The 22104-nt window shown below is 69.8% G+C and carries 24 protein-coding genes (1 of these 24 only partly in view); 15 read left to right on the top strand and 9 right to left on the bottom strand.

Going from position 1 to position 22104, the window contains the following annotated elements; all coding sequences use genetic code 11:
* Both nth and purC read left to right on the top strand, forming a co-directional pair.
* A protein-coding gene (nth, locus tag MMB17_RS12480) for an endonuclease III (protein ID WP_241098972.1) crosses the window boundary here: on the top strand, positions 1–269 show its 3' end. The gene continues 532 nt to the left of window position 1, outside the view; 269 of the gene's 801 nt are visible here — the last part of the coding sequence; the start codon falls outside the window, past its left edge; the stop codon is at positions 267–269.
* Between the two features lie 245 nt (positions 270–514).
* The gene (purC, locus tag MMB17_RS12475) at positions 515–1309 is read left to right on the top strand and encodes a phosphoribosylaminoimidazolesuccinocarboxamide synthase (protein ID WP_238311505.1); all 795 of its coding nucleotides are present in this window, start codon (positions 515–517) and stop codon (positions 1307–1309) included.
* 15 nt (positions 1310–1324) lie between these two features.
* Here the strand turns inward: purC and MMB17_RS12470 are convergent, their stop codons facing one another.
* From MMB17_RS12470 to MMB17_RS12455, 4 genes are all read right to left on the bottom strand, one after another.
* Positions 1325–2965: a glycosyltransferase family 2 protein gene (locus MMB17_RS12470; RefSeq protein WP_241098971.1), complete on the bottom strand. Its 1641-nt coding sequence runs from the start codon at positions 2963–2965 to the stop codon at positions 1325–1327.
* Positions 2962–4770 (bottom strand): glycosyltransferase family 2 protein, encoded by a 1809-nt coding sequence (locus MMB17_RS12465; RefSeq protein WP_241102184.1) that lies wholly within the window; start codon positions 4768–4770, stop codon positions 2962–2964. Before MMB17_RS12465 ends, MMB17_RS12470 begins: the two co-directional genes overlap by 4 nt.
* Before the next feature lie 247 nt (positions 4771–5017).
* Entirely contained in the window at positions 5018–5674 is a 657-nt protein-coding gene (locus tag MMB17_RS12460; RefSeq protein ID WP_241098970.1) for a hypothetical protein, read from the bottom strand.
* A gap of 37 nt (positions 5675–5711) precedes the next feature.
* Positions 5712–6185, bottom strand: coding sequence for an invasion associated locus B family protein (locus MMB17_RS12455; protein ID WP_238311755.1), 474 nt, complete (start codon positions 6183–6185; stop codon positions 5712–5714).
* A 242-nt stretch (positions 6186–6427) separates the two neighbouring features.
* Between MMB17_RS12455 and MMB17_RS12450 the strand changes: the two genes are divergently transcribed.
* Positions 6428–6838: a hypothetical protein gene (locus MMB17_RS12450; RefSeq protein ID WP_241098969.1), complete on the top strand. Its 411-nt coding sequence runs from the start codon at positions 6428–6430 to the stop codon at positions 6836–6838.
* A 76-nt stretch (positions 6839–6914) separates the two neighbouring features.
* On the opposite strand, the gene MMB17_RS12445 is transcribed toward MMB17_RS12450, so the two are convergent.
* Both MMB17_RS12445 and MMB17_RS12440 read right to left on the bottom strand, forming a co-directional pair.
* Positions 6915–7652: a M48 family metallopeptidase gene (locus MMB17_RS12445; protein WP_241098968.1), complete on the bottom strand. Its 738-nt coding sequence runs from the start codon at positions 7650–7652 to the stop codon at positions 6915–6917.
* Between the two features lie 99 nt (positions 7653–7751).
* On the bottom strand, positions 7752–9029 hold the full coding sequence (locus MMB17_RS12440; RefSeq protein ID WP_241098967.1) for a polyhydroxyalkanoate depolymerase: 1278 nt from the start codon (positions 9027–9029) through the stop codon (positions 7752–7754).
* A gap of 249 nt (positions 9030–9278) precedes the next feature.
* Between MMB17_RS12440 and MMB17_RS12435 the strand changes: the two genes are divergently transcribed.
* The 5 genes from MMB17_RS12435 to purQ all read left to right on the top strand — a co-directional run bounded on the left by MMB17_RS12435 (position 9279) and on the right by purQ (position 12775).
* Positions 9279–10673 carry an ActS/PrrB/RegB family redox-sensitive histidine kinase gene (locus tag MMB17_RS12435; protein WP_241102183.1) on the top strand — a complete coding sequence of 465 codons (1395 nt, stop codon included), beginning with the start codon at positions 9279–9281 and terminating at the stop codon, positions 10671–10673.
* 36 nt (positions 10674–10709) lie between these two features.
* Positions 10710–11312 carry an ActR/PrrA/RegA family redox response regulator transcription factor gene (locus MMB17_RS12430; RefSeq protein ID WP_238311512.1) on the top strand — a complete coding sequence of 201 codons (603 nt, stop codon included), beginning with the start codon at positions 10710–10712 and terminating at the stop codon, positions 11310–11312.
* 101 nt (positions 11313–11413) lie between these two features.
* Positions 11414–11653, top strand: coding sequence for a hypothetical protein (locus MMB17_RS12425; RefSeq protein WP_238311513.1), 240 nt, complete (start codon positions 11414–11416; stop codon positions 11651–11653).
* A 199-nt stretch (positions 11654–11852) separates the two neighbouring features.
* The gene (gene purS, locus MMB17_RS12420; RefSeq protein ID WP_238311756.1) at positions 11853–12095 is read left to right on the top strand and encodes a phosphoribosylformylglycinamidine synthase subunit PurS; all 243 of its coding nucleotides are present in this window, start codon (positions 11853–11855) and stop codon (positions 12093–12095) included.
* The gene (gene purQ / locus MMB17_RS12415; RefSeq protein ID WP_241098966.1) at positions 12095–12775 is read left to right on the top strand and encodes a phosphoribosylformylglycinamidine synthase subunit PurQ; all 681 of its coding nucleotides are present in this window, start codon (positions 12095–12097) and stop codon (positions 12773–12775) included. Before purS ends, purQ begins: the two co-directional genes overlap by 1 nt.
* Positions 12776–13088: 313 nt before the next feature.
* On the opposite strand, the gene MMB17_RS12410 is transcribed toward purQ, so the two are convergent.
* Together MMB17_RS12410 and MMB17_RS12405 are read right to left on the bottom strand one after the other, a co-directional pair.
* Positions 13089–13634, bottom strand: coding sequence for an adenine phosphoribosyltransferase (locus MMB17_RS12410; protein WP_238311757.1), 546 nt, complete (start codon positions 13632–13634; stop codon positions 13089–13091).
* Between the two features lie 142 nt (positions 13635–13776).
* Positions 13777–14577, bottom strand: coding sequence for an inositol monophosphatase family protein (locus tag MMB17_RS12405; protein WP_238311515.1), 801 nt, complete (start codon positions 14575–14577; stop codon positions 13777–13779).
* Positions 14578–14811: 234 nt separating this feature from the next.
* Between MMB17_RS12405 and MMB17_RS12400 the strand changes: the two genes are divergently transcribed.
* A complete protein-coding gene (locus MMB17_RS12400) occupies positions 14812–15819 on the top strand; it encodes a zinc-dependent alcohol dehydrogenase family protein (protein WP_241098965.1) in 1008 nt (335 codons plus the stop codon).
* A gap of 18 nt (positions 15820–15837) precedes the next feature.
* Here MMB17_RS12400 and MMB17_RS12395 read toward each other — a convergent pair whose 3' ends face one another.
* Complete coding sequence (locus tag MMB17_RS12395) at positions 15838–16104, bottom strand: phosphopantetheine-binding protein (protein ID WP_241098964.1); 267 nt, start codon at positions 16102–16104, stop codon at positions 15838–15840.
* 279 nt (positions 16105–16383) lie between these two features.
* Between MMB17_RS12395 and MMB17_RS12390 the strand changes: the two genes are divergently transcribed.
* From MMB17_RS12390 to MMB17_RS12365, 6 genes are read left to right on the top strand one after another with little or no spacing between them, the layout of a single operon-like run.
* Positions 16384–17586, top strand: coding sequence for an acyl-CoA dehydrogenase family protein (locus MMB17_RS12390; RefSeq protein ID WP_420847260.1), 1203 nt, complete (start codon positions 16384–16386; stop codon positions 17584–17586).
* A gap of 25 nt (positions 17587–17611) precedes the next feature.
* On the top strand, positions 17612–18544 hold the full coding sequence (locus MMB17_RS12385) for an amino acid--[acyl-carrier-protein] ligase (RefSeq protein ID WP_420847259.1): 933 nt from the start codon (positions 17612–17614) through the stop codon (positions 18542–18544).
* Positions 18545–18572: 28 nt separating this feature from the next.
* Positions 18573–19562: an alpha/beta hydrolase gene (locus tag MMB17_RS12380; RefSeq protein ID WP_241098963.1), complete on the top strand. Its 990-nt coding sequence runs from the start codon at positions 18573–18575 to the stop codon at positions 19560–19562.
* Complete coding sequence (locus MMB17_RS12375) at positions 19559–19810, top strand: acyl carrier protein (protein ID WP_238311520.1); 252 nt, start codon at positions 19559–19561, stop codon at positions 19808–19810. The genes MMB17_RS12380 and MMB17_RS12375 overlap by 4 nt, the downstream gene beginning before the upstream one ends.
* Positions 19811–19814: 4 nt before the next feature.
* The gene (locus MMB17_RS12370; protein WP_241098962.1) at positions 19815–21182 is read left to right on the top strand and encodes a class I adenylate-forming enzyme family protein; all 1368 of its coding nucleotides are present in this window, start codon (positions 19815–19817) and stop codon (positions 21180–21182) included.
* The gene (locus tag MMB17_RS12365; RefSeq protein WP_241098961.1) at positions 21182–21916 is read left to right on the top strand and encodes an SDR family NAD(P)-dependent oxidoreductase; all 735 of its coding nucleotides are present in this window, start codon (positions 21182–21184) and stop codon (positions 21914–21916) included. The genes MMB17_RS12370 and MMB17_RS12365 overlap by 1 nt, the downstream gene beginning before the upstream one ends.
* The last annotated feature ends 188 nt before the right edge of the window (positions 21917–22104 follow it).

Genomic DNA, 22104 nt, shown 5'->3' with positions numbered 1-22104 from the left:
GCGTGCCGCGGATCGCGGTGGACACCCACATCTTCCGCGTCTCGAACCGGATACCGCTGTTCATGGCCTCGACCACGGACAAGGTGCAGGCGGGACTCGAAGCAAGGGTGCCGGAGAACTTCCTGCTGCACGCGCATCACTGGCTGATCCTGCACGGGCGCTACATCTGCAAGGCGCGTCGGCCGGAATGCCCGAGCTGTCCGATCGAGGATCTGTGCCGCTACCCGTCTAAAACCACCGGGCTCGCGCCTTCGGCTGGAGGCAGTTGAACTTCGGCTCCCCCATCCCGACCTGACGGTCATGTCGACGCGCGCATCGCCCGCCCATGCGGCGGCAAGGCTGCCACGCCCGCCGAGAGGGGCTAACGCGTTGTGCTGACACCCCGCTTCGGGTAGTTTGACCGCCGGTCGCCGGGGTCCTTCGGGCACGACGGATCCCCGCTGCCCGACCCCGTCCGGGTCGCCCGCGCCGCGGATCCCGCTCGAACGCCAGTCCCGCAAGGAGCCACGGCCTCATGGACTTCCTCAAACCACGGTACACGCCTATGAACCGCCGCCGTCGCATCTACGAGGGCAAGGCGAAGGTCCTCTATGAGGGGCCGGAGCCGGGGACGCTGATCCAGCACTTCAAGGACGACGCGACCGCGTTCAACGCCAAGAAGCACGAGGTGATCGACGGCAAGGGCGTGCTGAACAACCGGATCTCCGAGTTCGTTTTCCAGCACCTCAACGATATCGGCGTCCCGACGCACTTCATCCGCCGGCTGAACATGCGCGAGCAGCTCATCCGTGAGGTCGAGATCATCCCGCTCGAGGTGGTGGTGCGCAACGTGGCAGCGGGCTCGTTGGCGACACGTCTCGGCCTTGAGGAAGGCACCCAGCTACCGCGCTCGATCATCGAGTTCTACTACAAGAACGACCAGCTCAACGACCCGATGGTGTCGGAGGAGCACATCACCGCCTTCGGCTGGGCGACGCCCCAGGAGATCGACGACATCATGGCGCTTGCCATCCGGGTCAACGACTTCCTGTCTGGCCTCTTCCTCGGCGTCGGCATCCGCCTCGTGGACTTCAAGATGGAGACCGGGCGCCTCTGGGAAGGTGACCTGATGCGCATCGTGGTGGCCGACGAGATCTCTCCGGATTCCTGCCGGCTCTGGGACATCAAGAGCCAGGACAAGCTCGACAAGGACCGCTTCCGCAAGGATCTCGGCGGCCTGATCGAAGCCTATACGGAGGTCGCCAAGCGCCTCGGCATCATGTCCGAGAACGAGAAGGTGCAGACCGGCGGCCCGCGCCTCGTGCAGTGACCGGATAGCCTCGCGCTAGCGTGGTGGCACAGGCGCGAGCCCGGTCCAGCCTCGCGCCAAACGAGCATGAGTCGAGAGGCCGGGATCGAAACCCGGATGATAATGGGGGTCCTGCACGAGCAGCGGCCCCCATCGTTCTTTCAAGGCAGCGATCTCCACCGCGTGACGGACCTCGCTGGCCGCGTCCCGGCACCGGCTCGCGGCCTCGCGGTGATGGAGCACAGCCTCTGGCACCAGCAGGGAATGGTGGCCAGCCGCAGCGAGCCGTAGGCAGAGATCGACGTCATTGAAGTCGACGGCAAAGCGCTTTGCATCGAAGCCGCCGACCGCATGGAATTTCTTGGCCTCCACCACGAGGCAGGCGGCAGTGACGGCCGAGACAGCGTGGGTCACCTGCAGCGCGCCCAGATAGCCCGCCGTATCTCCGGGAAAGTGGCGATAGGCGTGGGTCACCAAGCCGCCCGTGCCGAGCACGATGCCGCCATGTTGGATGCGACCCTCCCGGTCGAGCAACTTCGCGCCGACCGCGCCGATCCTAGGGCGCAGGGCTTCGCGAACCATAAGGGCGAGCCAATCGGGCGCGAAGGCCTCGACGTCGTTGTTCACGAAGGCGAGCACGCTGCCGCTGGCTTGCAAGGCGGCCCGGTTGTTCATGCCCGCGAAGTCGAAGGGGCCGGGACAAGCAAGGATGCGCGCTGCGCCCTCCGATTCGAGGGCGCGGAAATAAGCAAGCGTCTCCGGTGCCTGACTGCCATTGTCGCAGATCAGGATTTCCTTGTCCGGCCAGTCGGTGCAGCCGCGCAAGCTGTCGAGGCAAGTCCGGAGTAGGTCGAGCCGATCGCGGGTCGGCACGATCAAGCTGACCCGAGGCAGCGGCTCGGGTAGTGGATGCAAGATGCGGATGGTGCCGTTGCGACCGAGGGTGGCGCTGCTCCCCTCCCCTGCTTCGGCGAGATTGCGGCGGACGGCGCTCAGACGTGCCTGCCGTGGGCCCTCCCCCCCTCCCCGAGCGGGCCGCCAATGCGAGAGGAAACGCGGCAAGTGGCGGATGGCGTGCGCGCCGTACAAGCACTCGAGACGCAGGAGCAGATCGAGGGGCTCGGCGCCGGGAACGAGATCCGCTTCCACGCCTTCAAGGCTCACACGTCGCAGCGCGAGGACCGGACCGACATAGTCGAGCTGGCGCAGATAGATCGGGTCGAAGGCGGGGCGCAGGATCGGGATGATGGGCTCCCCCTCCTTCTCCTGGAATAGCGCATCGCCGTAGAGGGCATGGAGACCGGGATCGGCAGCGAATACGGCAGCGATGGCCGCCGCCGCACCAGCCATCGGCCGATGGCCCGGCGCGGTGAGCAGGATCAGCGGCGCATCCCCCCCCACCGATAAATTGCGTGGCTCTAGGCAGGCGATGCCTAGGCGAGCCAAGGCATCCTGGGATTCCTCTGGAGGCAAGGGGCCGAGATAAGTGAGACGATGGTCGAGGCCGACGAGGGCGGCGAGTGCTTGACGCGCCCGGAGCCGCTTGCCGGAAAGCCACCAGCCGGCGATCCGGGCCGTCTGGCGGGGATGATGCAGAAGCCCTCTCCAAGCCTTCAGCCGCTTCGGCCGTCGACGTAGGAAGGCGAGAGCATCGAGCGCTGCATCATCCGAGCTCATTCGAGCGCTTCGCCGAAGGTCGTGAGCGAGAGGGCGGGGTGATAGAACGGATCGTGCCGGATCGTGTCTCGCCAGCGCGCGGCGAAGGTCGCGGCCTCGCGCTCGAAGCGCGTCCGAGCCTCACCCCTCGGTGAACCCCGGCTCACTGATTCGAGATGGGCGAGAACAGCATGCGGCGTCCAGACCGTCTTCCAGCCTGCCGCACCGAGGCGCAGGCAGAAATCCACGTCATTAAAGTCTACGGCAAAAGCGTCCTCGTCGAAGCCACCGATAGCCCTATACTTTCTCGCCGAGATCGCCAGGCAAGCCGCGGTGACGGCCGAGACCTCGTGCGCCACCAGCAGGCGTCCGATATGACCGGACGTGTCGCCGGGCCGGCGGCGCAGGATATGCCCCGCCTCGCCGCCGAGGCCGACTACCACGCCCGCATGCTGGATGCGGCCATCCCCATAAAAGAGCATCGCGCCCACGGCACCGACCTCCGGCCGGCACGCCTGTCGCACCATCTCCGTGAGCCAGCCCGGCGAGAGCACGGCCACGTCGTTGTTGAGCAGCAGCAGGATCTTACCCTGCGCGACCCCGGCCCCCCGGTTCACCATGGCCGAGAAGTTGAAGGGCCGCGGATAGGACTCGATCCGCACCCGCGGATCAGCCTGCAGCCCTTCGTAAAACCGCAGTACCGCGGGATCGGTCGAATCGTTGTCGACGACGATCAGTTCAATCGCCGGATAGTCGGTTGCCTTCAGGACGCCCTCGACGGCCTTGCCGATCAGCTCGGGGCGATCCTTCGAGGGAATGATGACGCTGACGAGAGGCAGCGGATCGGGCACCGGCCATTGCAGATCAAGCCCGTTCCCGACGATCCGCGGGAGGGCGGCCGAGCCCTGCGCGGCGAGCGCCGCTTCGAGGTATCGGGCGCGCTCTGCGGCAGAAGAGGGGGGCCGCTCGGGACCTTGGCGGAGCAAGCGCGGCAGATGCACCCCGCTTTCCGCCGCGCAGCAAACGGCAAACGCGAAGCGCTCGGAGAAACCGGCGAAGGCTCCGGCCGGCGCGTCGCCGATGCGGGCGAGCAGAGCAGCCGAAACCAGCATCGGCTCGCCAGGATAGGCGGTGGCGCGCGCGAGATCCGGCGACCAATCCGGTTTCAGCCGGGGCACGCCCCCCACCTCCTCGTCGGCATAGGCCAGCGCCAAGTCCGGCGGCAAAGCCGCAGCTAGTCTTGCGAGGGCATCCGGCGTCAGGCAGGCACCGGGCAGGAGCAAGCCGGCAGCCTCGCCCTTCGGAAATGCCTCCGCGAGCGGGATTGTATCGTCCCACGGCGCGTGGGCGATGCGGGGATCTCCAGAGCGCAGCGGAACCGTGCCCGCCGACGCGGCCCACAGGATGCGCAGCGACCAATCGCCATGGTCCTGGGCGAGGAGGCTCGCCACTGTCCGCCCGAGCAGAGCCTCCTGCCCAGGCAGCACGGGCAGGACGAGGCCGACACGGGTGGGGGGGGTTGGGGGGGGAAGGGCCCGGAGCCGCTCCCGCTTCCAGGCGGACCAACGGTGGAGCGGGGTTACGGCGCAGGCGCCTCGGAGGCTGTCTCTGAAGCGGCGCTCGTTGCCCTTGAGGCGATACCACAGCGCCGCGGCGGCCCGGTCGGGTCGGCGCAGCAGCGCCTGGACCAGCACGCCGCCATGGCCGCGCAGCCCGACCCTCTCGATCACGAGATCCGGATCGGCGCAGAGCTCGATCTCCTCGAGGTCGGGGGGCAGGTAGCCGAGCCAATGCGCGGCGCCCAGCACGACGCCCGGCAGCACCATATCCTGCGTGGCGCCGCCCGCACGGTGCAGGCGCAGCAGCGGCCGGACGGGGGCGGTCTCGCTCCCGCCGCGATAGGTCAGCACGAGCCAGCGGTCGCGGAACGCCGCCTCGATGACGAGGCGACGGTCGAACGGCGCGTTCGCGGACGGCTCGAGACGAAACGGCACCGCCCGGCCGCCCCAGCGCGGCCCCCTGGCATCGGACGGCGTCAGGGCGCGACCCTCGCTGCGCGCGACGACCGGCCCTTCACTGCGGAGAAGATTCCGAGGCGCCGTCGGCCGCCGCGCTCGGCGCCGGTGCGTCCGCGGCGGGCTTCCGGGCCTTGCTGGTGCGCTTGTGCTTCTCGCGGGCCGGGGCTCCCGAGAGGGAGACGACGATGTCGTAGCCGATCGCGGCCTCGGCGGGCACGGTGAAGCCGTCCTCGACCACGGCCTCGCTGCCCTGGGCGGCGCTGGCGGGAATCGTCACGCCGACCCGGCGGCTGCGGCTCGACAGCACCTTATCATTGTATTTCAGAGTGATCGTCAGCGGCGCCTCGAAGCGGCCGGGGGCGCCGGCGGGTCCGAGCAGCGCGCGAATCTGCACGCCGACCTTCACCCGCACCGAGCCGTCCGGTCCCGGGGCGCATTCGCGGCTCAGCTGGCCGAAGCCGATCTGGTGGCGCAGGCTCATGCTGTCGGCGCCGCCGCTGCGCAGCACCGCCGCGCCATCGGCCACCTCCACCGCAGGGCAATAGACGTCCGAGGGATCCTGGGCCTGGGGGCCGGCGAGGGTCGGCGCGCCGTTGCCGCCGCCCTCGAACAGGTTCTTGAAGAAATTGCCCGATTGCCCCGCCGCGCTCCCCGCCCCGAGCGGCCCCGCGGCCGCGGCCAGAGCCATCGCGATTCCCAGAGCCCGGCGCATCGTCCGCTCCCGTTCCATCCTCACAGGCCGTACGCGATCACTTCAGCGAGTCGAATCCGGCCGCGAAGCCCTTCATCGACAGGGGAATGCCGACGCCTTCCTCGGGCGTCTGGAAGATGATGAAGGTTGCCTGGGTGCCGTTCTTGAACGAGCGCAGCAGGCCCTCGTCCATCACCACCTCGGCGACGCAACCGGTAGTCAGGCAACGCACGAAGCCCGCCCGGCCGATGTCGTTCTGGTCGATCTTCAGGCCGAGGCCCGAGGGCAGCAGCACGCCCAGCGGCGCCACCACGCGCAACAGATAGTTGCGGTTGTCCGCCGTCTTCAGCACGATGACCACCAGGGTGAGGTTCGGCCGGTCCTCGGCGGCGACGTATTGCACGAGGGCGCACTGCTCCGCCTTGGCGCCGGCCGGCGTTTCGCAGCGCAGCTGCCAATCATCGAAGGTCTTGCGCACGCTGCCCTGCGCCTGAGCGGCGGAACCGGTGAGCGCCAGCCCCACGGATCCCAGGACGAGCCCGAAAAGCCCCCACGATGCGCGGCGAAACGCCTGCCGCAGCCCCGCTTTTCGACTCACGCGCCGTTCTCCCGCATCCCGGCCAACCGGCCTTTCGCACCGCCCGAATGGCCGGCGTTCCGACCATGCGTATGCCCGGGTGTCAAGCAATCGCGGCATGGATGTGTCGGTCAGGCTTCCTCTCGCGCCAAGCTGGCCCTAATTTGCAGCACAACCGCTCCGTGGGATCCCTCTCCATGCTCCGCAGCCCCGTGCTCGCCGCTGCCGTCCTTGCCTTCGGCACAAGCCAGGCCTTCGCCATCGCCCTTCCCGTGGAGGAGTACCAGTATCTGCCTCCGGAAGAGACCACGACCTATGTGGAGCGCTCCCTGAACCATCAGGCGCCGCTGATCATCGAGCATCCCCCCATCGCCCAGAATCCCTATGGACGCCGGCGCGGCAGCGCGGCGGCCATCGCCGGCTTTTGCCAGGAGGGCGGTTTCGTGCGCCGTCGCGACACCAGCTCGGGCCAGTTCGTGATCGTGCGCCAGCGCGAGATCTGCGACAACGTCGCCCCCCGGACCATGAGACCCGGCGCGGTCGATCCCCGCCCGGTCTGGCCGGCACAGGACGCGGTTCGCACCCGAGTGCTGCGCACCAAGGGCTGAACGCTCCCCCGCGCCGCGCCGAGAGGAGGTCGGGGGTGACGCTGGCCGGAGCCGATCCGATCGAGCCGCCCCGGCCTCACCCGTAGCGGTGCAGCTCCGCGCCATGGCGCTTCAGCCAGGCCTCTGCCTCGTCGACATCGGGGCAGAGGGCGTTGGTGAGGGCCCAGAAGCGCGGGGAATGGTTCATCTCGCGCAGGTGGGCCATCTCGTGCGCGACGAGGTAGTCGAGCACCACCGGTGGCGCCATGATCAGCCGCCAGGAGAAGTTGAGCTCGCCCCGGGCCGTGCAGGAACCCCAGCGGCTGCGCGTGTCCCGCAGGGTGACGCGCTTGGGCCGCTCGCCGAGGCGGTCGGCGTATTTTGCCACGGCCTCCAGCAGATCCTTGCGCGCCTCCCGCTGCAGGAAGTCACGAACCCGGCGCGCCAGATGCGGCGCCTCGCAGGCCACCGCCAGCACCGGCTCGCCGCTCTCACCGAGGGCGGGGCGCGTCAGACCGCGCCCCGCGGCGACGTGCAGGATTCGATGGGGGACGCCGCGGAACGGCACCAGGGCCTCCGCCTCGAACGGCACCCGGCTCGGGACCTTGGCGAGGCGCGTAGCGATCCATCCGCCATGACCCGCCGCGAATTTCTGCGCCGTGGCGATCGAGGTCCGCAACGGCAGGGTGAGGATGGCCTCGCCCGTCGCATTGGAAACACGCAGGGTCAGGCGCCGGGCCGTCGGCCGCCGACGCAACGCGACGCGCAGAATCTCCCCCTCATGCCGGATCTCCAGATGCTCGGGATCCGGCCGACGCAGCAGCGCGAGTCTCATGGGCTTAAGCTTAGTCTTCGTCCGCGGAGACGGCCAGTCTTCCGGGATGCCGACCCACCCCGCGACAGGTCCTTTCGGCAGGACCGCGACCGCCACGCATCAGCTCACCTCGCGCAGGTAGCTGGCGGATCCGCCCTGCCCCGCCTGCATCTCGCGCATGAAGCGGGCGATGCGGGGGGCAATGACCGTGCGGAAGCGGGAGCCGTTGAACACGCCGTAATGCCCAACCCCCGATTGCAGGTGATAGGCCTTGCGCGAGATCGTCAGGTTCGGCGTGAGGTCGAGGGCCGCCTTGGTCTGGCCGACCCCGGAAATGTCGTCGTTCTCGCCCTCGACGGCGAGGATGGCGCAGCGCCGGATCGCCTTGAGGTCGACCCGCTCGCCGCGGTGGCGCATCGTGCCCCGGGGCAGAGCGTGGTCGACGAAGACCGTCTGCACCGTCTGGAGGTAGAACTCCGCGGTCAGATCCATCACCGCGAGATACTCGTCGTAGAACTCGCGGTGCTTCTCGGCCGAGTCGCCGTCGCCAGTGACCAGGTGATGGAACATGTCGGTGTGGGCCGTGACATGGCGGTCGAGATTCATCGCCATGAAGCCCGAGAGCTGCAAGAAGCCCGGATAGACGCTGCGGAACATGCCCGGATAGATCGGCGGCACGATCGTGATGCAATTGCGCTCGAACCAGTCCATGCCCCGCGCCTGGGCGAGGCAGTTCACGGCGGTCGGGGAGCGGCGCGTGTCGATGGGGCCGCCCATCAGGGTCATCGAGACCGGCACGAAGGGGCTGCCCTCGGCCTCCATCCGCGCCACGGCCGCGATCACCGGGACCGCCGGCTGGCACACGGCCATGACGTGCAGGTCCGGCCCGAGGTCGCGGTACATCGCCTTGAGGTAGTCGATATAGGTGTCGAGGTCGAAGTTCCCCGCGACCACGGGCACCATGCGCGCATCCGCCCAGTCCGTGATGAAAACCTGGTGATTGGGCAGCATCGCTTCGACGGTGCCGCGCAGCAGCGTGGCGTAGTGGCCGGACATCGGCGCGACGATGAGGAGCTTGGGCTGCGGCTCGGACGGCCCGCACACGAAGCCGCGGTCGAAGGTGACGACCCGGCAGAAAGGCCGCGACCAGACCACCCGCTCGGAGACGGGCACCTCGCGCCCATCGACCACGGTGAAGTCGAGGCCGAAGGCCGGCTTGCCGTAGCGCCGGGTGACACGCTCGAACATCTCGCAGCCGGCATGGGCCGAGCGCGCGTAGGGGGAATACGAGAGGGGGTTGGCCGGGTTCTCCAGGGCGTGCTTCGTCATGTCCGCGGCGAAACGCGCCGGCGTCAGCATCGCGTGCGCCGCCTCGTACCAAGCGTAGGCCAGATCCATGACGCAGTCCTCTCCAGCTGCGATTCTTGCGCGTTCAATACAGTATTCGCGCTCGAACATGTACGCTTCCAGAACAATCCCTCTTTCGAACGCGCCATCCTGTCACGGAATGTCGATCAAAACAGGCATTATCCTGCCTAAAAGCACGCGAAAGTTGCAACTGCGTGATGCCCGCGCACAGGCCCGGCCGCAGGTTGTCACGGCTGCGGGATGGATTCCCGACGCACCGGCCCTATCGTTGCCCTCTCGATGATCGACATGAATTCCAGAGCCGATCTCCGCGATGTGCGGCATCTCCGGCTCGACACCTTCGTGCGCCTGCGCTGGCTGGCGCTGACCGGGCAGAGCGCCGCCGTGCTCGGGGCCCAGTTCGGCCTCGGCCTGAACCTTCCCTTCGGCTGGTGCTTCCTGGTGATCGCGGCCTCGTCCTGGCTGAACCTCGCGCTCCGGATCCGATTCCCCGCGAGCTACCGCCTGAGCGACGATTCGGCCGCCCTGCTCCTCGCCTTCGACATCATCCAGCTCGCCGCCCTGCTCTTCCTCACGGGCGGCCTGCAGAACCCGTTCGCGCTGCTCTTCCTGGCGCCGGTGCTGATCTCGGCCACGGCCCTGCCGCCGGAGCGCACCCTGGCCCTCGGGCTGCTCGCCATCGGCCTTGCCACCCTGCTCGCCCTGGTGCACCGCCCGCTGCCCTGGTTCGCCGACGGCAAGATCGAGCTGCCGTTTCTGTACGTGTCCGGGGTGTGGACGGCGATCCTGCTCGGCACGGCCTTCACCGGCGTCTATGCTTGGCGGGTGGCGGAGGAGACGCGCCAGCTCGCCCAGGCGCTCGCCGCCACCGAGCTGGTGCTGGCCCGCGAGCAGCATCTCTCGCAGCTCGATGGCCTCGCGGCGGCGGCGGCCCACGAGCTCGGCACGCCCCTCGGCACCATCATGGTGGTGGCCAAGGAGCTCGACCGCCAGCTCGGGCCGACCGCCTCCGCCGCGGTGGCCGAGGATCTGCACCTCCTGCGCGAGCAGGTCGACCGCTGCCGGGGCATCCTCTCCAAGCTGACCTCTCTGGGCGACGATTCCGAAGGCAGCGAGAGCTTCCTGCAGACCATCACCTTCCACCATCTCGTCGAGGAGCTGGTGGCGCCCCAGCGGGCGCTGGGCGTCGCGGTGGAGGTGGTCCACCAGGGCGAGGGCTCGGAACCGGTCTGCCAACGCAATCCCGGGGTGATGTTCGGCCTCGCCAACATCCTCGACAACGCCGTCGACTTCGCCGAGAGCCGCGTCGTGGTCGAGGCGCGCTGGGGGGCCGATACGGTGAGCCTCGAGATCCGCGACGACGGGCCGGGCTTCCCGAGCGAGGTCCTCCTGCGGGCGGGCGAGCCCTACGTGACCACGCGCGGCCGCGAGAAGGGCGCGGGCAAGGACGAGGTCGGGGCCGGCCTCGGACTCGGGCTGTTCATCGCCAAGACCCTGATCGAGCGCTCGGGGGCGCAACTCGCCCTCTCCAACGCGACGACGCCCGGCAGCCACGGCGCCGTGGCCCGGATCTCCTGGGCGCGGCCCATCTTCGAGAGGGGCACGCTCGCGCGCGAAAGAATCGCACACGATCCGCTTTCGCCCCTGCCCGAACGCGATGCCGCACCCATATAAGGGTCTGCGAACTATCGAACTTGAGAGGAACGTCGCATGCTGACGCACTCCGGCGCCGCTGCGGGCACGACCGAAGCGGCCGTGCTGACCGACCGCGATCCGCTCGCGGCTTTCTCCGACAAGAGCCTCCTGATCGTCGACGACGACCGACCCTTCTCCACCCGGCTCGCCCGGGCCATGGAGGCGCGGGGCTACCAGGTGCAGGTGGCCGAGAGCGTGACCGAGGGTGTCTCCGCCGTGGAGGCCCAGCCGCCCGCCTTCGCCGTGATCGACATGCGGCTCGGCGACGGAAACGGCCTCGATGTGATCGCCCGGCTGAAGGAGCGCCGGCCCGAGGCACGGGGCGTGATCCTCACCGGCTATGGCAACATCGCCACGGCCGTGACCGCGGTGAAGCTCGGCGCCTTCGACTATCTCGCCAAGCCGGCCGATGCCGACGAGATCCACGGCACCCTGATGGCCCAGCCGGGCGAGCGCGCCGACCCGCCCGAGAACCCGATGTCCGCCGACCGGGTGCGCTGGGAGCATATCCAGCGGGTCTACGAGCTGTGCGGGCGCAACGTCTCGGAAACGGCCCGTCGCCTCAACATGCACCGCCGCACCCTGCAGCGGATCCTGGCCAAGCGCGCGCCCCGCTGAGGGCGCGCGCGCTCGGGGCGGTTGCGTGGGCCGCCCCGATCGGGCAAGTGCCTACCGAAGACTGATCGAGCGGCCCGGCGCCGCGACGGGACGGATATCCGGTGAACACGCGCCATCTCATCACCGTGCTCAGCCTGATGGTCCTGGTCGGGACCGAGGTTTTCGCTGCCGCGATCTCCGCCGGCTGGGCGCTCGCCGGGCTGTTCGAGCTGGGCGACACGATCGGTCACGTGCTGATGGCGCTGTTCAGCCTGCTCGCCGCCTGGATCATGCTCCAGCTCTGGCGGCGCGCGACCAGCATCGAGCCGCTGCGCCGACGCGAATCAGCCGCGCGCCGCTGACCCGAAGCCGCCCGCGCGCGTCCGGCTCTCAATCATAGCGTTACGGGGCCGACCCGAGCGCAACCTGGACGCGGATTGGCTTCAACCGTCCGATTTTTGCCGAGGCAAGTCTGCAAACCTGCGATTGCTCGCCGCATCGATCCGCTTTATCGGCGTGGGATCGAACCGAAACGCGGATGACCGCAGCTCACCGGGTACAATGAAAAAAGCACGCATCGTCGTCACGCTGAAAACCGGCGTCCTTGATCCGCAGGGCAAGGCGATCGAGGCCGCTCTGCGCTCGTTCGGCATCCAAGACGTAGGTAGCGTGCGTCAGGGCAAGGTGTTCGACGTCGAGTTGTCGACGGAGGACGCCGCCGCCGCAGAATCGACTCTGAAGTCTGCCTGCGAGAAGCTGCTCGCGAACACCGTCATCGAGAACTACTCGATCGAGATCGCCTGATGCGCGCGGCCGTCGTCGTCTTTCCGGGATCGAACCGCGACGGCGACGTCGCGCGGGCGCTCCGACTTGCCGGTGCCGAGGTCAGCAAGGTCTGGCATGCGGAGACGGCGCTGCCGGCCGGCACCGACCTCGCGGTGGTCCCGGGGGGCTTCTCCTATGGCGACTACCTGCGCTGCGGCGCCATCGCCGGCCGGGCCGCGGCCATGGACGCGGTGCGGGCGCACGCGGCCCGCGGCGGCCTCGTGCTCGGCATCTGCAACGGCTTCCAGATCCTGTGCGAATCCGGCCTGCTGCCGGGCGTGCTGATGCGCAACGTCAACCGCCGCTTCCTCTGCCACCGGCAGACCCTGCGGGTGGAGCGTGCCGACACCCGCTTCACCACCGCCTATACGAAGGGGCAGGTGATCGACGTCTGCGTGGCCCATGGCGAGGGCAACTACTTCGCCGACCCGGAGACCCTGGCCCGGCTCGAGGGCGAGGGCCGCGTCGCCTTCCGCTACTGCGATGCCGCCGGCGGCGTGACCGAGAACGCCAACATCAACGGCTCGCTCAACGGGATCGCCGGGATCTACTCCGACCAGCTCAACGTGCTCGGCATGATGCCGCACCCCGAGAACTTCGTGGAGGATCTCGTCGGCGGCACGGACGGGCGCGGCCTGTTCCAGAGCCTCGCCGCCTGAGCCTTTCGAACCGGGCCTCGAACAGCCTCGGAGCGTCGGCCCGAAGCAGGGTCGCGAGGCTTCGAGGGCCTGTCCTCGATCCTCCAGAGACGCTGAGGTGGCTGGAACCGGAGGTCGTGATCGCGAGGCGGAACCGGGGCGATCCCGGACGCCCTGCGGCCGGATCGGGATCGCGATCACCGACACCCGGCCCGCGCGCTTCTCTCGCAAAGGGCCGCGCCCCTGAAATGCCTCGCTCGCGCTCGGTGCGACGAAGGCGGGACCGGCGCGCGTTAGGTTCGATACCGCAGACGCGCCGTCCTCGGCCGAGGGCTCAGTGCCCCTCGAACTCCATCAGGGTCCGCACGGTCACGCCCAGGTCGCGCAGGCGCTGGGCGCCCCCGATCTCCGGCAGGTCGATCACGAAGCAGGCTGCGACCACCTCGGCGCCGAGCTGCCGCAGCAGGTTCACCGCGGCCGTGGCGGTGCCGCCGGTGGCGATGAGATCGTCCACCAGGATGACCCGGTCGCCCTCGCGGATCGCGTCCACGTGGATCTCGATCTCGTCGGTGCCGTATTCGAGGGCATAGGCCGTCGAGACGGTCTTGTGGGGCAGCTTGCCCTTCTTGCGGATCGGCACGAAGCCCGAGGAGAGCTGATGCGCCACGGCTCCCCCGAGGATGAAGCCGCGCGCCTCGATACCCGCCACCTGATCGATCCGCCCGCCCGCGAAGGGATGCACCAGGGAATCCACCGCCCGGCGGAAGGAGCGCGGGTCGCTGAGCAGCGTGGTGATGTCGCGGAAGACGATGCCCGGCTTCGGGTAATCCGGAATCGAGCGGATCGAATCCTTGAGGGCGCTGTGGCGGCGGGCTTCCATCATTCGGCCTTTTCGGGAAACGGGCGCCGGGGGTTAGAGCAGAAGGCGCGGCGCAGGGCCAGAGGGTTTCCGGATGCGCCGCCGCCACGCCTGCGGGGCGGAGCGATCACCCATTCGTGGCTCGGCTTGGCACACCCACTCCTCAGGCCGCGGCGTTCGCCTTCTTCAGGATCGCCACCAGCTCCCGGTGCAACACCTCGTTGCCGCAGGCGACGGAGCGGGCGACCATCGGCTCGGCGCCGCCATCGGCGTTGCTGACGAAGCCGCCGGCCTCGCGCACCAGGATCACACCCGCGGCGATGTCCCAGGTCTGCAGGTCGCGCTCCCAATAGAGGTCGTTGCGGCCGCAGGCGACGTAGGCGAGGTCGAGGGCGGCCGAACCGAAGCGGCGCGCTCCGCCGGTCACCGCCATCACGGCGGCGACCTCGCGCAGGAGGCGCGGATGGCTGCCGCGGCCGAGATAGGGCGAGCCGTAGGCGACGAGGGCGTCGGCCAGATCCGTGCGGCCGGAGACGCGCAGGCGGCGGTTGTTCAGGTAGGCGCCCTTGCCGCGCTCGGCCATGAACAGCTCGTCCTTGATCGGATCGTAGACCACGCCGGCCACGATCTGGCCCTCGCGCTCGAGCCCGACCGAGATCGCGAAATGCGGGATGCCGTGCAGGAAGTTGGTGGTGCCGTCGAGCGGGTCGACATGCCAGGTGTGGCTCTTGTCGCTGCCCTCGATCGTGCCGGACTCCTCCATCACGAGGCCGTAGCCGGGACGGGCCTTCATCAGGGCCTCGCGCAGCACCTCCTCGGCCTTGCGGTCGGCGGCCGAGACGAAGTTGCCGGGGCCCTTGCGCGAGACCTGCAGGTTCTCGACCTCGCCGAAATCGCGCTTGAGGCCGCGGGCGGCCTTGCGCACGGCGTCGACCATCACGGTCATGAGGGGAGAATTGATCATCGGGCAGATTTTCGAAGACAGGTCGGGGACGGGATTGGCACGCGTTCTATACGGCTTGGCGCCCGGTGCCACGGCTTTTCGCGAATGCAAGCCATCCCCTGCAAGCCCACGGCGCGATCGACGCGCGGAAACGCCGCCGGACTGGACGATCCGGCGCGGCGCCCAATCCTTCCCGGCAGTCCCGCGGCGACCGCCCTGTCCGGCCGGCGCCTCCTCTCCAGGCCGAGGTCCTCGATGAAAGCCGTGACGCTGCGCCAGCCCGCCGGGCTCGACAATCTCGTGGCCGTCGAGCGGGCGGATCCCGGCCAGCCGGGGCCCGGCGCGATCCGCGTCCGGCTCCATGCGAGCTCGCTGAACTTCCACGATTACGCCGTGGCCACCGGCGCGATCCCCGCCGCGGAGGGGCGCATCCCCCTGTCGGACGGCGCCGGGATCGTGGAGGCGGCCGGCGAGGGCGTCGAGGAGTTCTCCGCGGGCGACCGCGTCGTGTCGTGCTTCTTCCCGCATTGGGGCGACGGCGCGCCGCCCATCGCCGATTTCTCGAAGACGCCCGGCGACGGGATCGACGGCTATGCCCGCGAGGTCGTCTGCGTGCCGGCGACCTGGTTCACGCGGGCGCCCCGCGGCTACGAGCACGCGGAAGCCGCGACCCTGACCACCGCCGGGCTCACCGCCTGGCGCGCCCTCGTTCCGCAGGGCGGGCTCAAGGCGGGCGATTCCGTGCTGGTGCTCGGCACCGGCGGCGTCTCGATCTTCGCGCTGCAATTCGCCAAGGCCATGGGCGCGACCGTCATCGCCACCTCCTCCTCGGACGCGAAGCTGGAACGCGCCCGTGCGCTGGGGGCCGATCACGGGATCAACTACCGCCGGGAGCCCGAATGGGGCGCCAAGGTCATCGAACTCACGGAAGGTCGCGGCGTCGACCACGTGATCGAGGTGGGCGGCCCGGCTACGCTGGCCCAATCGATCGCCGCCTGCCGGATCGGCGGCCACATCGCCCTGATCGGGATCCTGACGGGCTGGGAGGGGCAGGTGCCGACGGCCGCTCTGATGCTGCGCCAGCAGCGTCTGCACGGTCTCGTGGTGGGCAGCCGGCGGGAGCAGCAGGACATGATCCGCGCCATCGACGCCACCGGTTTGCACCCGGTGATCGACCGGACCTTCCCGCTCTCAGAGCTCGCCGACGCCTTCCGCTACGAGGAGAGCGCCGCGCATTTCGGGAAGATCTGCGTCACGATCTGAGGGCGGGCCGGCACCCGCTCAGTTCGCCTTCACGGCCTCGATCATCCGGGCGATGGTCTCGATCGAGTAGAAGTTGGCCGGCTTGAGGTAGGCCGGGGGAATCATGATGTCGAACGCCGCCTCGATCGCCACCATCAGGTTGACGAGATCGAGGGAGGACAGGCCGACATCCACGAGCGCCTCCTCCGGCCGGAAATCCCGGTCGCGCGCCTGCTGCGCCAGAATCTCCCGGGCGAGACCCATGGTGCGGTCCGTCACGTCGGCGGAAGCGATGTCCGTGCTCATGGGAAACGATCCGGCAAAGCGCGTCGGGTCAACGTCGGCGTGATAGACTAGGGTAGTGGCGACCAAGGTGGGACACGCCCCCGGGATGGTCAACGAATTCTTTAACCCCAATCGATTCACGGTTAATTTTACGCAGTTTTTCCTACGTATTTGCGCCACCCTGAAATTCTACCGTGGCCCCCTTCGGGCCGATATAGGTTTCGTGTCATTCTCCAACTGTTCAACCCCCGAGCGAAACAGCTCCGGCGGAACAGGATCGCAAAAATTTCGAGCGCGACCATGACGATGCAGCAGAGAGCGACATCGCCGGGGCGGGAGGCTGCAGCGGCCGACCTGCGGAGCCGGGCGGACGCGGTGGCGGCGATCGCGGCACGCCATGCCGCTGCCGTGGACCGGGACGGCCGCTTCCCCGCGGAGGCGGTCGAGGCAATGCGGGCCCAGCGCCTGCTCGGCGCGGCGATTCCCCCGGACCTCGGCGGCGAGGGAAGCTCGATCCGCGCGCTCGCCGATGTCTGCTACGCGCTGGGCCGCGCCTGTGCCTCGGCGGCGATGATCTTCGCGATGCATCAGACCAAGGTCGCCTGCCTCGTGCGCCACGGGCGCGGCGAACCCTGGCGCGAGAGCGTAATGCGCCGCATCGCCAGCGAGCAGTGGCTGATGGCCTCCTCGACCACCGAGGGCAACAACGGCGGCAATGTCCGGGTCTCGACCGCCGCGATCGAGCCGGAAGGCAACGGCATCCGCCTCGACCGGGCCGCGACGGTGATCTCCTACGGCGCCGAGGCCGACGGGGTCGTCACCGTGGCCCGCCGGACGCCGGATTCCGCCCCCTCCGACCAGGTGCTCTGCGTCTTCCTGAAGGCGGATTACAGCCTGGAGCACCTGAGCGGCTGGCAGACCCTGGGCATGCGCGGCACCTGCAGCAGCGGCTTCCGCCTGCTCGCCCGGGGACGCCCCGAACAGGTGCTCGCCGCCCGCTACGCCGACATCCACGGCCAGACCATGACGCCGGTCTCCCATATCCTGTGGTCGAGCGTCTGGAGCGGCATCGCCGCCTGCACGCTGGACAAGGCCCAGGCCTTCACGCGCACGGCCATGCGCGGGGCCGGCGGCGCCGCGCCGCCGGGCGCCCTGCACTATGCCCGCGCCGTCTCGAGCCTGAAGCAGGCCCGTGCCCTGATCGGCCAGGCCCTCGACCGCTTCGACGCCGCGACCGGGGACCCTGCCGCCCTCTCGGCCTTGGATTTCCAGACGGCGATCACGATGCTCAAGGTCGAGGTCTCGGAGCTCGCCGTCGCGACCGCGATGAGCGCCCTGCGCACCAACGGGCTCGCCGGCTACCGGGAGGACGGCCCGTTCAGCATCGGCCGCCACCTGCGCGACCTCCTCTCCGCGCCGCTCATGATCCACAACGACCGCATCCTGGCCAATCTCGCGACCGCCACTTTGATGGCCCCCGTCGCGGACTCCCTGAACGATTGAGCCCTTCCCGCGAGGATCGACGACCGTGAACATGTCCGTCACGGGCGCCCCGGCGGCGCCCCCGAAACAGGATCCCCTCGACGCGCTGTTCGACGCGATGTTCCGGCCGATGGAGGTCCAGGGCGTCTATGCGCGCACCGGCGCCTACGAAGCCGTGGTGGAGGCGCTGGCCGCGCTGATCTCGGCCAAGCGCGAGGCGGAGACGGAGGTGTTCCGCTTCCCCCCCGTGATGAGCCGGGCGCATCTGGAACGGCACGGCTATCTCAAGAGCTTCCCGAACCTGCTCGGCTGCGTCTCCTGCCTCGACGGCACGGAGCAGGAGATCCTGGCCATCGCCGACCGCCACGCTACCGGCGGCGACTGGACGAGCGGGCTGACCACCGCCGACCTCGTGCTCACCCCGGCCGCCTGCTACCCGGTCTATCCGATCGCCGCCGCCCGCGGGCCGGTGCCGGAAGCCGGCTACCGCTTCGACGTGGCCTGCGACTGCTTCCGCCGGGAGCCCTCCCGGCATCTCGACCGGCTGCAATCCTTCCGGATGCGCGAATACGTCACCATCGGCACGCCGGAGCAGGTGGCCGCGTTCCGCGAGCGCTGGATCGTCAAGGCGACGGCGCTCGCCGACCAGCTCGGGCTTCCCTACACGGTCGAGCAGGCGAGCGACCCGTTCTTCGGCCGGCTCGGCCAGATCAAGGCCTTCAGCCAGCTCGAGGCGGCCCTGAAATTCGAGCTGCTGGTGCCCCTGCGGGGCGAGGCGGCGGGCACCGCCTGCATGAGCTTCAACTATCACCGCGAGCATTTCGGCACGACCTGGGACCTGCGCCACGCCGATGGCGAGCCGGCCCATACCGGCTGCGTCGCCTTCGGCATGGACCGCCTCGCCGTGGCCCTGTTCGCGACCCACGGGGCCGAGATCGCGGCCTGGCCGGCCTCCGTCCGCGCCACCCTGTCCCTCTGACCCGGCCCGGTCGGCGCGTGGACGCGTGATGCCCCTCGACCCGCACGTCAGGCGCTTCCTCGACATGATGGCCATGGGCGTCATGGCGAAGAGCGAGACCGGAGCCGGCGACGTCGCCGGCCGCCGGGAGAGCCTGCGCGTGCTGGCCCGGCTCGCGGCCGGGGCGCTTCCGCCGGTCGAGGCCTCCGCCCGGGCGCTGCCCCTGCCCGCGGGGCCCTGCGCGGCGCGGCTCTATGTCCCCGCCGAAGCGGGGGCGACGGGCCCCGGCCTCGTCTTCTTCCATGGGGGCGGGCTGGTGGCGGGGGACCTCGACACCCATGACGGGATCTGCCGGGGCCTCGCGGCCGCCGCCGGCTGCCGGATCGTCTCCGTGGCCTATCGGCTCGCCCCCGAGCACCCCTTCCCCGCGGGGCTCGAGGACGCGATCGCCGCCTTCACCCATGTCGCCGGCACGGCCGGCGCCTTCGGCATCGACCCGGCGCGCCTCGCCATCGGCGGCGATTCCGCCGGGGCCGGCCTCGCCGCCCGGGTCGCCCAGGAGCTGCGGGGCACCGCTGCGGCCATCGCCGCGCAGCTCCTGATCTGCCCGGTGCTCGACCTGCGCTGCGCCACATCCTCCCACCGCGACTTCGAGGAGGGCTACTTCCTCGACGGGCGCACCGTGCGGGCGGACATGGCGGCCTGCGGCGTCGCCGGACGCGCGGAGGATCCGCGGGTCTCGCCGCTGCTGGAGCCGGACCTCTCCGGCCTGCCCCCGGCCCAGATCCACACGGCGGAATTCGACATCGTCCGCGACGACGGCGCGGCCTATGCGGAGCGCCTGACCCGGGCGGGAATCCCCACGACCTATGCCTGCCATGCGGGCATGATCCATTTCTTCTACGGTCTCGGCCGCCTGGTGCCGAAATCGCAAGCCATCCTGGCCGAGATCGGAAGCGGGTTCGGCCCTCTGCTGCGCGGCGCATCCGCGGCGCAGCCCGACCTCGGCGATCGCCCGAGCCAACGGAGACCATCATGAGCCTGCGTTCGACCATCGTCGCCGAGATCGAGGCGATCACCCGCGACAACGACAAGACGATGCCGCCGATCACCGACGATCTCGTGCTGCTCGATACCGACTTCGATTCGCTCTGCTTCGCCCTCCTCGTCGCCCGGATGGAGGACCGGATCGGCATCGATCCGTTCAGCGAGGTCGAGGTGGCGGACCTGCCGGTCACGGTCGGCGATCTCGTCGCGCTCTACGACCGCGCCGCCGCGGCGGCCTGACGCCATGTTACTCCGCGACGGCCTGCGGCGCGTGGCGAGCCTCGACGGCCTGTTCCTGGAGGACCGGCACGGGCGGCGCCCCCTGCGCGCGATCCTGGATGCGCCCCGCCGGGCCGATCTCGGCGCGACGCTCGCCGGACGCTCGGTGCTGCTGGCGACCGGCGGCCAGATGGCTTCGGCGCTGGCGATGCTCGCCCTCGACGGGCTGGTGCGGCGGATGGTGCTGGTGCCCCCCGGCCTGCCGGGAGACCAGATCGCCCGGCTCCTCGCCGATGCCGAGATCGACCTCTGCGTCACCGACGCGGACTACGCCCACCCGGAGGCGCTCGGTGCCCTGCCCCGCCTCGACGCGGCGGAGGCCGCCCTCGCCCCGGAGGCGGAGACGCCGCAGCCCACGGAATGGGTGCTGACCACATCGGGCACGACCGGCGCGCCCAAGCTCGTCGCCCACACGCTCGAAGGGCTCGCCGGCGGCATCAACACCGCGGCCGTGCCCGATCCCGGCACGGTCTGGACCACCTTCTACGACATTCGCCGCTATGGCGGCCTGCAGATCTTCCTGCGGGCGATCCTCGGCCCCGCCCCGCTCGTCCTCTCCGATGCGGAGGAGCCGGTGCGCGACTTCATCCTGCGGGCGGCGGAGGCGGGCATCACCCACATCCTGGGCACGCCCTCGCATTGGCGCCTCGCCTTGATGAGCGCCGCCCTGCCCCGGCTCGCGCCGCGCTACGTGCGCCTGTCGGGGGAGATCGCCGACCAGGCGATCCTCGACCTGCTCCGCGCCGCCTTCCCCGAAGCGCGGATCGCCCATGCCTATGCCTCGACGGAGGGCGGCGTCGGCTTCACCGTCGAGGACGGGCGCGAGGGCTTCCCCGCGAGCCTGATCGGCGAGCGGGCCGGCATCGAGATCGTGGTGCGCGAGGACAGCCTGCATGTGCGCTCGAAGCGCACCGGCCGCCGCTATCTCGGCGCCGAGGCCGCTCCCCTCACCGACGCGGAGGCCTTCGTCGATACCGGCGACCTCGTGGAGAGACGGGGCGAGCGCTACTATTTCCTCGGCCGGCGCAGCGGCGTGATCAATGTCGGCGGTGCCAAGGTCCAGCCGGAAGAGGTCGAGACCGTCATCAACGGCCATCCGCAGGTCTCGATGTCCCGGGTGCGGGCACGGCCGAACCCGATCCTCGGCGCCGTGGTCGAGGCGGAGGTGGTCCTGCGCGAGCCCTCGGCCGCGGCGACGGATCCGGCCGCGCTGAAGAGCGCCATCATCGCCCATTGCCGGCCCCACCTCGCCAAGCACAAGGTGCCGGTGAGCGTGCGGTTCGTGCCCGACCTGCCGCTCTCCTCCGGCGGCAAGCTGCTGCGGAGACCCTGATGAGCGAGCGCCGCACCGTCATCGTCACCGGGGCGAGCCGGGGCATCGGCCTCGCCATCGCCTCGGCGCTGGCCGCGGACGGCTTCCGCGCCGTCGCCGTGGCCCGCCGCGCCTCTGACGCCTTCGAGGCGGCGGCGGCGCAGGCGGAAGGCGGGGCGATGCATTTCACGGCCTGCGACCTCGGCCAGACCGAGGCGCTGCAGCCGCTGGTGCGCCGCATTCGGGCAGAGCACGGGCCGATCTACGGCCTCGTCAACAACGCCGCCATCGGCACGCCCGGGCTGCTCGCGACCATGCCCGACCGGGAGATCGCCGAGCTGGTCACGCTCAACACCCTCGCCCCGATGCTGCTCACGAAATACGTGGCGCGGGGGATGATGGCGGCGGGCGCCGGCCGCATCGTCAATGTCAGCTCGATCATCGCCTTCACCGGCTACAACGCCCTGTCGGTCTATGCCGCGACCAAGGCCTCGATGATCGGCTTCACCCGCTCCCTCTCCCGCGAGGTCGGCCGCCTCGGCGTCACCGTGAACGCCGTCGCCCCGGGCTTCATCGAGACGGCGATGACGGAGGGCATGGACGAAGCCGAGCGCGACCGCGTCGCCAAGCGCAGCGCCCTGCGCCGCCTGCCGGCCCCGGAGGACGTGGCCCATGCCGTCGCCTACCTGATGTCCGACAAGGCCCGGAACGTGACCGGCACCGTGCTGACGGTGGATGCGGGCAGCACGGCTTGAGAGAATTCGGTCTCAAGGCTCGAAGCCCGGCACGCAGCCGTCTCGGCAACACACCGCACCACCTCCACCCTGAGATGCGAATTGCGCAAACACTCAACCCAAAATGAGTGTTTGGAGTGGACTTCACGAGCGGCCTCAGGCTAAGTCCGGCTTCGCTAAAGATCGAATGCAGCCAGACCACGCGAGGC

It is taken from the genome of Methylobacterium organophilum, assembly GCF_022533465.1.
In the GTDB taxonomy this organism is placed as follows: domain Bacteria; phylum Pseudomonadota; class Alphaproteobacteria; order Rhizobiales; family Beijerinckiaceae; genus Methylobacterium; species Methylobacterium organophilum.
Note: the sequence above shows the minus strand (reverse complement) of the source record. Positions and strands in the feature narration are given on the sequence as shown.

Bases quoted from the DNA above. Each gene is read 5' to 3' on its own strand.
- purC (WP_238311505.1), top strand. From the start codon at position 515: ATGGACTTCCTCAAACCACGGTACACGCCTATGAACCGCCGCCGTCGC.
- MMB17_RS12470 (WP_241098971.1), bottom strand. From the start codon at position 2,965: ATGAGCTCGGATGATGCAGCGCTCGATGCTCTCGCCTTCCTACGTCGA.
- MMB17_RS12465 (WP_241102184.1), bottom strand. From the start codon at position 4,770: ATGGTGCTGCCGGGCGTCGTGCTGGGCGCCGCGCATTGGCTCGGCTAC.
- MMB17_RS12460 (WP_241098970.1), bottom strand. From the start codon at position 5,674: ATGCGCCGGGCTCTGGGAATCGCGATGGCTCTGGCCGCGGCCGCGGGG.
- MMB17_RS12450 (WP_241098969.1), top strand. From the start codon at position 6,428: ATGCTCCGCAGCCCCGTGCTCGCCGCTGCCGTCCTTGCCTTCGGCACA.
- MMB17_RS12445 (WP_241098968.1), bottom strand. From the start codon at position 7,652: ATGAGACTCGCGCTGCTGCGTCGGCCGGATCCCGAGCATCTGGAGATC.
- MMB17_RS12440 (WP_241098967.1), bottom strand. From the start codon at position 9,029: ATGGATCTGGCCTACGCTTGGTACGAGGCGGCGCACGCGATGCTGACG.
- MMB17_RS12435 (WP_241102183.1), top strand. From the start codon at position 9,279: ATGATCGACATGAATTCCAGAGCCGATCTCCGCGATGTGCGGCATCTC.
- MMB17_RS12430 (WP_238311512.1), top strand. From the start codon at position 10,710: ATGCTGACGCACTCCGGCGCCGCTGCGGGCACGACCGAAGCGGCCGTG.
- purS (WP_238311756.1), top strand. From the start codon at position 11,853: ATGAAAAAAGCACGCATCGTCGTCACGCTGAAAACCGGCGTCCTTGAT.
- purQ (WP_241098966.1), top strand. From the start codon at position 12,095: ATGCGCGCGGCCGTCGTCGTCTTTCCGGGATCGAACCGCGACGGCGAC.
- MMB17_RS12410 (WP_238311757.1), bottom strand. From the start codon at position 13,634: ATGGAAGCCCGCCGCCACAGCGCCCTCAAGGATTCGATCCGCTCGATT.
- MMB17_RS12405 (WP_238311515.1), bottom strand. From the start codon at position 14,577: ATGATCAATTCTCCCCTCATGACCGTGATGGTCGACGCCGTGCGCAAG.
- MMB17_RS12400 (WP_241098965.1), top strand. From the start codon at position 14,812: ATGAAAGCCGTGACGCTGCGCCAGCCCGCCGGGCTCGACAATCTCGTG.
- MMB17_RS12395 (WP_241098964.1), bottom strand. From the start codon at position 16,104: ATGAGCACGGACATCGCTTCCGCCGACGTGACGGACCGCACCATGGGT.
- MMB17_RS12390 (WP_420847260.1), top strand. From the start codon at position 16,384: ATGACGATGCAGCAGAGAGCGACATCGCCGGGGCGGGAGGCTGCAGCG.
- MMB17_RS12380 (WP_241098963.1), top strand. From the start codon at position 18,573: ATGCCCCTCGACCCGCACGTCAGGCGCTTCCTCGACATGATGGCCATG.
- MMB17_RS12375 (WP_238311520.1), top strand. From the start codon at position 19,559: ATGAGCCTGCGTTCGACCATCGTCGCCGAGATCGAGGCGATCACCCGC.
- MMB17_RS12370 (WP_241098962.1), top strand. From the start codon at position 19,815: ATGTTACTCCGCGACGGCCTGCGGCGCGTGGCGAGCCTCGACGGCCTG.
- MMB17_RS12365 (WP_241098961.1), top strand. From the start codon at position 21,182: ATGAGCGAGCGCCGCACCGTCATCGTCACCGGGGCGAGCCGGGGCATC.